Consider the following 8,544-nt stretch of genomic DNA (forward strand, 5'->3'; position numbering starts at 1 on the left):
GCTGGCCGGGCGGCTGCGCGGGGAGGGCGCGCGAACCGCGGCGCTGGAGCGCATCGCGACGTCGCTCGCCGGGCGCGGGCACTTCAGGCTGCGCGGGGAGCCCTTCGACGTGCGCGCGACGCCCGATGGCCCGGTGCTGGCGCGGCTCGACCGCGGGGCGCTGCCCCCCTTCGGCATCATCTCCCAGGGCGTGCACGTCAACGGCTTCGTGCGGCGCGCCGACGGGCTGCATCTCTGGGTCGGCTGGCGTTCGAAGCACAAGCCGGTGGCGCCGGGGCAGCTCGACAACATCGTCGCCGGCGGCATCCCGGCCGGGCTGGATGCCGAGCGCACGCTGGTGAAGGAGGCGGAGGAGGAGGCCTCCCTGCCGGCCGAGGTCGCGACCCGCGCCGTGCCGGTCGGTCGCGTCTCCTACGTCATGGCCAACGACGAGGGGCTGCGGCGCGACGTGCTGCACTGCTACGATCTGGAGCTGCCCGCGGGCGTGGTGCCGCGGCCGCAGGACGACGAGGTGGAGCGCTTCGAGCTGCGCCCGGCGGCCGAGGTGCTGCGCATCGTGGCGGAGGGCGGGCCGGTGAAGTTCAACGTCAACCTGGTGCTGATCGACTTCGCCCTTCGCCACGGCCTGCTCGCGGCGCTGACCGAGGCGGAGCGCGCCCGGCTGCGGGCCGGGCTGGATCAGGTGGCCTGACCGTCGGGCCGCAGGCGCAGCAGGGCCAGCTCGGCGCGGGCGGCCGCGGTTTCCCGGCGGATCAGGTCGGCCAGGCGATGGGGCGGCTCCTCGGGCACGGCGTCCAGTGCCTGGCGCGCCACGGCTTCGAGCCGGCGGGCGCCGATCCCGGCAGCGGTGCCGGCCAGGCTGTGCGCGGCGCGGCGGTGCCCGTCGGCATCGTCGGCGGCTACCGCCTGGTCGAACTCCTGCGCCAGGCGGCCGAGATCCGCCTCGAAGGCCGAGAGGATGCGCACGAAGTCGTCCGGCTCCAGCGCCGCCTCGAGCTGCTCGGCGATGTCGGGGTCGATGGCTCTCACGCGGCCGGTGTCGCATTGGCCGCGGGGGTGGGTCAATTCCGTGTGAGGATACCCGCGGATCCGGTCATTGCGGGCTGCCGTAGCGCATCAGCATGGCGCGCAGCGGGTCCGATCCCGGGTTGTGGGCCTCCATGGCCACCACGATCTGCCGGGCGGAGGCATCGCGACCGTAATAGGCGCGGGCGTAGTCCGGCAGGTAGGACAGCAGCGAGCCCTGCAGCGACATGCCGGCGAAGAGCCCGCGGTTGCGCGCCACGGCGACGATGTCGGCCCCGGCGGCCGCGGTGGTGGCGCCCTGGATGCCGGCGCCGAGCGAGGCCAGCGCGAGCTGCGCATCGGCGCCGAACGTGAACTGGCTGTTCATCAGGGCATTCAGGCCGCGGTCGGTCATGATCATCATGACCAGCGTCGTGTCCTGGATGCCGGCCTGCAGGCCGATGCTGCCGGAGGTCATCTGGTAGAAGGCCGGCGAGGACCAGGAGCCGCCGCCGTCGCGGCCGACCAGCACGCAGGTGCCGCCTTCGCCGCCGATGATGAAGCCGGCGCGGAAGATGCGCGGGCAGACCATCGCGGCACGGGCGCGGCGCAGGAAGTCCTGCGCATCCTGCGGCCGGTCGCCATGGGTCATCACCTCCTGCACGGCGAGCGCCGCGCGGTCCACCAGGGCCTGCTGCTCCTGCTGGGCGAGGGCGGGCGCCGCGCCGAGCGTCAGGAGGGCGGCCAGGAAGATGCCACGGAACATGAGCGGCCTCCGGCAAGATGTTGTCACTGGCCCGAGTCTACAGGCGCGCGACTCGGCTGTCCAAGGCCGCTTCGGGGTTTTTCCGAGGCGGGAGATCAGGCTTCCGCTGGCAGGGTGAAGGGTTCCTCGTTCACCGCGGCGACGCGCCAGTCCGGTCCGACGCGCTCCAGCCGGGTCAGCGAGAGGTTCTTCACCGAGAAGGCCAGCACCGGCTGGCCGCCGACGCCCATGGCATGCGCGACGGCGGCGCGGATGGAGCCGCCATGGGCGACGATCACGATGTCGCCGCCGGCATTCTCCGCGGCCAGGCGCTCGATGGCTGGGCCGACGCGGGCGATGACGTCGGTGAAGCTCTCGCCCCCGGGCGGGCGCTCGTCCACATGGATGGACCAGAAGGGGTGGGGCGGGTGGCGCAGCCGCTCGAAGAAGGTCTCGTGCGGCAGGCCCTGCCACTCGCCCAGGTCCTGCTCGATCAGCTCGGGATGGGTCTCCAGCGGCGTGTCCGGGTAGCCCGCGGCGAAGATGGCCGCGGCGGTGGCGCGGGTGCGGGAGAGCGGTGTGACCAGCCAGCGGGCGGGCTGCGGCAGGCGGGCGGCGAGCCAGCGATAGGCCGCGGCTTCCTGCCGCAGCGCCAGGTCGCAGAGGCCGACATCCATGGTGCCGTACATGGTGGCGCGGGCGGAGGGCTCGACGAGCGCGTGGCGGACCAGGAAGAGGCGCGTGGTGGTGCTCACGCCCGGCGCTTTAGCGCGGCGGGGCGGGTTGGGCCATGCGGGGGCGCCTTGGGACTTTGGCGCCTTGGCTCTTTGGCGGCGCGCCCTGCGCGGGTTTCGGACAAATTCCCCCTCGGGGGATGGTCCTGTAACTGAATACGATAGACCTGAGGGTCGAAGCTGCCCTCTGTCGGCGGTTGCGGCGATGAGGGTGCGGATGACAGCCAGCCTTGCCGGCACTGTCAAAGAGCGGCCCGAACATAACAGGAACGACTTCGGCGCGCCAGGACAACCCGCGCGCCAACCCCCCGCATGCCCTGTCACCCCCGGAACAGCCCGCCTGGCCCGGTCCCCGCCATAACCGCGCCAGGCCCGCAGGGCGCGGTGAAGCAAGGGGCAGGAGGCAGCCATGCCAATCGTCGGGACCATCGGTGGGAATGACAGCCTGAAGTCGGCCTGGGGCTTCGGCTGGCAGTCCGAGACCTTCTTCGGCTTCTCCGGCGACGACACGATCAGCGGCGAGGGCGGGGCGGACACGATCTATGCCGGCGCCGGGGACGATCTTGTCTACACCGGCGAGGGCGACGACCTTGTCTTCGGCGACGGCGGCAACGACCACATCGTCAACAGCTGGGGTGCCGACACGATCGAGGGCGGCGAGGGCGACGACCTGATCGGCGCCGGCGCGGTGACCACGGTGGGCGACGTGCTGCATGGCGGCCTCGGCAACGACACGATCTACGGCCACTACGGCGACGACACCATCAGCGGCGGCGAGCTGGTCTATGCCGAGCTCGGCAACGACGTCATCCGGCTCGGCGAAAGGCCCTCCCTCGTCTATGGCGGCGAGGGCGACGACACGGTGGAGGGCATCTACGCGGTCCTGAGCAACGCGGATGGCGCGCTGAACGACACGGTCTATGCCGGCGCGGGGAACGACCTCGTCATCGGCGGCGCCGGCGCGGACGTCCTCGAGGGCGAGGACGGGAACGACGAGCTGTGGGGCCATGACGGCAACGACATGGTGCGCGGCGGTGTCGGCGACGACCGGCTCTTCGGCCACGGCCCCTATACCGACGAGTCCGGCGCCGACACGCTCGACGGCGGCAGCGGCTCGGACGACATCCACGGCGGCGGCGGCCATGACAGCCTGATCGGCGGCAGCGGCGGCGACGAGCTCTGGGGCGACGCCGGCAACGACACGCTGGACGGCGGCACGGGCACCGACATCCTGGATGGCGGCGACGGCAACGACGTGCTGCGCAACGGCGAGGAATCCTGGGGCGGCCTCGGCAACGACACCATCGAGACGGCGGCGACGGCGAGCCTCGTCAATGCCGGCGCCGGCGCGGACCAGGTGCAGGGCCTGGCCGGCGCGGACACGCTGAATGGCAACAGCGGCAGCGACGCGATCGACGGCGGCGACGGCAACGACCGGCTGTCCGGCGATGGCGGCAACGACGTGCTGCGCGGCGGCGCGGGCGACGACGTGCTGCGCGGCGGGGCCGGCGCGGACGAGCTCTGGGGCGATGCCGGCGCCGACCTCTTCGTCTGGGGCAGCCTGGCCGAGACCGGCACCACGGCGACGACGCGGGACATGGTGCGGGGCTTCCAGCAGGGCCTCGACATCCTCGACCTCTCCGCCATCGACGCGAATGCGCTGCTGGCCGGCAACCAGGCCTTCCAGTTCATCGGCACCGCCGACCTGCCGGCGGGCGCGGCGGGGCTGCTGAGCGTGAACCATGTGTTCAGCGCCACCTCCGGCATCACCACGATCCTGCGCGGCGACGTGGACGCCGACGGCGTGGCCGACTTCTCCATCGGCTTCGCCGGGCTCGTGATGCTGTCGCAGCAGGACTTCATGCTGTGACGCCCGGCGGGCGCCGGGGCGCGTCCTACCCGCCCCGCCGCCGCGCCGCCTGGCGCGCCCAGTACGCCTCCGGCAGGTCCTCGCCTTCATAGGCGCTCGGCATCACGATCGGCACCTGCAGGCACAGCGACTGCGCCGGCAGCACGTCGCGCCACTGCTCGACCAGGCGCTTGTAGGCGCGGCCGACCGGGCGGATGCGGCGGTCCAGGTCGAACAGGCCGACCTTGTCCACCCGGCCGTTCGCCTCGCGCAGCGCGGTGTCCCAGTCCACCTGGTCGGTCAGCGAATACCAGGTGAAGCCCACCACCGGCACGCCGTCGTTGCGCACGCGCAGCACGTTCGCCCACTGCTTCCACAGCCAGCGCTCCGCGTCGCCCTCGTTGTCGTCGCGCAGGTTGGTCTCGGTGTGCATCACCGGCAGGCCGTAGCGGTCATGATACTGGCCCGTCAGCACGGCGTAGCCGAACACCTCGCCGGAGGCGCGCGTGCTGCCGTCCTCGTGCACCAGGTGCTCGTTGGTGACGTAGTAGTCGTTGCCCATGATGCAGTGGCGCTTCAGTGGCGAGTTGGCGAGGAAGAAGTGGTACTCGGCGCGGGTCAGCCCGTTGTCCATCAGGAATTCGTACATGCCGCTGTCCACCCGGCGGCCGTAGTTAAGGTCGAGGGAGAGGAAGCGCTCCTGGTTGCGCGCTTCCGCCGCGCCGATCGCGGCGGGGCATTCGGCGTGGAAGTATTCGGTGGATTCCGACTGGATGAAGACGGCGTCGGGCCGCACCTTCAGCACCGCCTCCATCGCCAGGAGGTTGGCGCGCACGATGTGCTTCAACGCGGTGACGAAGGCGCGGTCCGTGGCGAGCTGCTCGTTCCACCAGCCGTAGCGGGCGGAGAACAGCGCGCAGATGTACATCTCGTTGACCGGCGTGTAGAGCTGCACCCAGGGGAAGCGCCGGGCGAAGGCGCCGGCATAGTCGGCGAAGAGGGCCGGGAAGTCCGGGTTCTGGAAGTCGCCGATCCAGTCCGGCACGCCGAAATGGCAGAGATCCACGATGGGCACGATGTCGCGCCGGTGCAGCTCGCCGAAGGTGGCGTCCGCGAAGTCCCAGTCGTGCCGGCCGGCGCCGAGCAGGGTGCGGTGGATGGGCGGCCCGTAGCGCAGGAAGGTCAGGCCGAGCTCCTGCACCAGGGCGAAATCCTCCCGCCAGCGGTCGTAGTGGCCGCAGCGTTCCATCTCGTCCACGCGGAGCTGGCCGCCCTGGATGCGGGGGTTGGAGTTCTCGATGCCGGTGGCGAAGAGGAAGGCGGGTGGTGCAGGGCGCATGCGCGCCCAACGCGCGGCGCGCGCAGCGGTGCCCTCAGCGCGTCGCGTAGACCGCGAAGCCGGTCAGCGAGCACAGCATGGCGCCGGCCGCGTCTGCCTCCTGCATGGAGCGCCACCAGGCCGCCGCGCGCGCCTCGTCCAGCCTCCCGCCATCCACCAGCGCGGCGAGGTGCTCGCGCCATCGGCCGGCTTCCGACGTCCAGGCGAAACTCGGCATGGGCAGAAGGCCTGGCACGACCTCGACGCGCGAAAAGCCCAGCGTGCGGCAGAGCCTCGGAAGCTCCAGCCCGATGACGAGGTGGCGCAGGGCGTTGCGGAACTCGGCGGCGACCATCTCCGACACCTCGCGGTCGGGGGCGTCGAAGACCAGCGTGCGGTAGTCGTATTCCTGCAGCACCGCCTGCCCCCCAGGCCGCAGCGCGCGCAGGATCTCACGGAGCACGGCCTCCGGGTCGGCGACGTGGATCAGCACGCGCTCCATCCAGCAGGCATCGAGCGAGGCGTCCGCGAAGGGCAGGGTGGAGATGTCCGCCTCGCGGAACTCGACGGGCAGCCCGGCGCCGTCCGGCCGGCCGCGGGCGAAGCCGATCATGGCGGCGCTGCGATCGAGCCCGATTGCCCGCCCGCCGCCAGGCGCCACTTGCCGCGCCAGCAGCAGCGTGTCGCCGCCGAGCCCGCAGCCGAGGTCGGCCACCGTCATGCCGGGCACGATGGCCGAGCGCCGCAGCCGCTCCTCGGAGCGGGCACGCATGTGCGGCGCCTCGGTAACCTGCTGCAGGTAGCGGATGAACTCCCCCGGATCACGTGCCGCGTCCACATCGCGGAATCCGTGCATCGCCGTGCCGGACATGGTCCTGCCGCCCCATCCCCACCCTTTTGGAACCGAGGCTGTCACATGAGGCCGAGTCCAGGCAACGAGCTCGCCCGCTACTCCCCGATGTTGAGCAGCGCGCCGCGCACACGCGCGCCCTCGAACTGGCGCAGGAACAGCCAGCCCATGCCGCCGAGCCAGACCAGGTTCAGCGCGAAAGCGGCGGCGAGGTGGCCCCAGGCGATGCGCGCTTCCAGCAGCGCGGCGCGCATGCCCTCGAAGACATGCGCGGCGGGGATCAGCAGGGCGATGGGCTCCAGCCAGTCGGGCAGGACGGAGACTGGGTAGAAGACGGCGGCGAAGGGCGTCAGCCCGAACAGCACGGACCAGGCCAGCGGCTCCGCCCCCGCGCCGTGGCGCAGGATGAGGGAGGTGACGCCGAGCGCGACGGCCCAGCCCATCATCATCAGCGCGGCGAAGAACAGCACGACCACCGGCCCCATGCGCCACAGGCCGAAATTGTAGAGCGCGAAGGCCAGCAGCACGGCGGGGATCACGCCGACCAGCATGCGGATGGCGCTGATGCCGACCAGGCCGGCGACGAGTTCCTGCGGGCGCAGCGGGCTGACGAAGACGTGGCCGAGATTGCGCGACCAGATCTCCTCCAGGAAGGAGATGGCGAAGCCCATCTGGCTGCGGATCGCCACCTCCCACAGCAGGACGCCGCCCAGCAGCACGCCGGCCGCGACGGAGGCGACGTCGTTCTGCACGCCGGCGAGATAGGCGGTGACGAAGCCCCAGACGGTCATCTGCAGCACGGGCCAGTAGACGAGTTCGAGGAGGCGCGGCCAGGAGCGGCGGTAGAGCGCGAGGTGGCGGTACATCAGGCCCCAGACGCGGCGGAGGACGAGGGCGCTCATGGGGCGTCGTCCGAGGCGGCGCTGGCCCCCACCCCGACCCTCCCCCGCAAGGCGGGGGAGGGAGAAGCGAGGGCCGGGGAGGGACCGGAGGCTCGGCGGTTCCGCGCGATGTCGAGGAACACTTCCTCCAGGTCGTCGCGGCCGTAGCGGGCCAGCAGCTCGGCGGGGCTGCCGCGGTCCACGACGCGGCCGGATTTCAGCATCAGCACCTGGTCGCAGAGGCGCTCCACCTCCGCCATGTTGTGGCTGGCCAGCAGGATCGCGCAGCCGGTCTCGGCGCGGTAGCGCTCCAGCCAGCTGCGCACCCAGTCGCCGGTGTCGGGATCGAGGCTGGCGGTCGGCTCGTCCAGCAGCAGCAGCTCCGGCGTGTTGACCAGCGCCTTGGCGAGCGCGACGCGCGTCTTCTGTCCGGCGGAGAGCTCGCCGGCCGGGCGGTCCAGCAGGTCGGCCAGGTGGAGCTGGTCCGCCAGCTCCGCGATGCGGCGCTCGGCGCGGGGCACGCCGTAGAGATGGCAGTAGACGCGCAGGTTCTCCGCGACCGAGAGGCGGTGCGGCAGCGCGACATAGGGGGAGGAGAAGTTCATCCGCGCCAGCGCCGCGAAGCGGTCCGTCGCCATGTCATGGCCGAGCGCCACGATGCGCCCGGCGGTCGGCACCAGCAGGCCGAGCAGCATGCCGATGGTGGTGGTCTTGCCGGCGCCGTTGCCACCCAGCAGGCCCCAGGTGGCGCCGCGCGGCATGGCGAAGTCGAGCGCCTCCACCGCGGGCGGGGCGTCGGGCCGGTAGCGTTTCGTCAGGCCCTGGACCTGCAGCGCGGGAGCATCGCTCATCGCCGGGGGATATGCGCCTTCGCCCGGGCCGGGCAACCGCAACGCGGGTCACGCCATGCGGCGGCGCCGCAACCCCCCCCCGGCGGAGCCGAAACCGTTCGGCGGAGCCGCAGTCCCCCGGCGGAGCCGCAGCCTTAGGTCCCGCGCCGCCGGCGCTCGACCAGCGGGCCCTGGAACAACCGGATGCCGGCCTCCCAGCCCCAGGCGATGGCGGCGGGGCGGTCCACGCCGACCAGCACAACGCGCTCCGGCGCCTCGGCCAGCAGGCGCGCCAGGCCGGGCGCCAGGCCGGCGGCGAGCGCCGGGTCCCA

Annotated in this window: 9 protein-coding genes; 2 read left to right on the forward strand and 7 right to left on the reverse strand. The window is 72.3% G+C overall.

Going from position 1 to position 8,544, the window contains the following annotated elements; translation table 11 throughout:
* Window positions 1-691: NUDIX hydrolase (locus OZN99_RS19490; protein ID WP_270936930.1), on the forward strand; the 691-nt coding region annotated here is incomplete at its 5' end.
* Here the strand turns inward: OZN99_RS19490 and OZN99_RS19495 are convergent.
* The 3 genes from OZN99_RS19495 to OZN99_RS19505 all read right to left on the reverse strand — a co-directional run bounded on the left by OZN99_RS19495 (window position 679) and on the right by OZN99_RS19505 (window position 2,505).
* Window positions 679-1,029 carry an Hpt domain-containing protein gene (locus OZN99_RS19495; RefSeq protein ID WP_270936931.1) on the reverse strand — a complete coding sequence of 117 codons (351 nt, stop codon included), beginning with the start codon at window positions 1,027-1,029 and terminating at the stop codon, window positions 679-681. The genes OZN99_RS19490 and OZN99_RS19495 overlap by 13 nt on opposite strands.
* Before the next feature lie 64 nt (window positions 1,030-1,093).
* On the reverse strand, window positions 1,094-1,771 hold the full coding sequence (locus OZN99_RS19500) for a lipid-binding SYLF domain-containing protein (protein WP_270936932.1): 678 nt from the start codon (window positions 1,769-1,771) through the stop codon (window positions 1,094-1,096).
* A 95-nt stretch (window positions 1,772-1,866) separates the two neighbouring features.
* Window positions 1,867-2,505 (reverse strand): histidine phosphatase family protein, encoded by a 639-nt coding sequence (locus OZN99_RS19505; RefSeq protein WP_270936933.1) that lies wholly within the window; start codon window positions 2,503-2,505, stop codon window positions 1,867-1,869.
* A gap of 388 nt (window positions 2,506-2,893) precedes the next feature.
* Here OZN99_RS19505 and OZN99_RS19510 point away from each other — a divergent pair, with 388 nt between their 5' ends.
* Window positions 2,894-4,354 (forward strand): calcium-binding protein, encoded by a 1,461-nt coding sequence (locus tag OZN99_RS19510; RefSeq protein WP_270936934.1) that lies wholly within the window; start codon window positions 2,894-2,896, stop codon window positions 4,352-4,354.
* A gap of 25 nt (window positions 4,355-4,379) precedes the next feature.
* Here OZN99_RS19510 and OZN99_RS19515 read toward each other — a convergent pair whose 3' ends face one another.
* The 4 genes from OZN99_RS19515 to OZN99_RS19530 all read right to left on the reverse strand — a co-directional run bounded on the left by OZN99_RS19515 (window position 4,380) and on the right by OZN99_RS19530 (window position 8,233).
* Entirely contained in the window at window positions 4,380-5,672 is a 1,293-nt protein-coding gene (locus OZN99_RS19515) for a family 1 glycosylhydrolase (protein WP_270936935.1), read from the reverse strand.
* Between the two features lie 34 nt (window positions 5,673-5,706).
* Window positions 5,707-6,522 carry a methyltransferase domain-containing protein gene (locus OZN99_RS19520; protein WP_270936936.1) on the reverse strand — a complete coding sequence of 272 codons (816 nt, stop codon included), beginning with the start codon at window positions 6,520-6,522 and terminating at the stop codon, window positions 5,707-5,709.
* Window positions 6,523-6,599: 77 nt separating this feature from the next.
* Window positions 6,600-7,403, reverse strand: a complete 804-nt coding sequence (locus OZN99_RS19525; protein WP_270936937.1) for an ABC transporter permease — start codon at window positions 7,401-7,403, stop codon at window positions 6,600-6,602.
* On the reverse strand, window positions 7,400-8,233 hold the full coding sequence (locus OZN99_RS19530; protein ID WP_270936938.1) for an ABC transporter ATP-binding protein: 834 nt from the start codon (window positions 8,231-8,233) through the stop codon (window positions 7,400-7,402). Before OZN99_RS19530 ends, OZN99_RS19525 begins: the two co-directional genes overlap by 4 nt.
* Between the last annotated feature and the right edge of the window lie 311 nt (window positions 8,234-8,544).

The sequence above is a fragment of the Falsiroseomonas oryzae genome, assembly GCF_027856955.1.
In the GTDB taxonomy this organism is placed as follows: domain Bacteria; phylum Pseudomonadota; class Alphaproteobacteria; order Acetobacterales; family Acetobacteraceae; genus Falsiroseomonas; species Falsiroseomonas oryzae.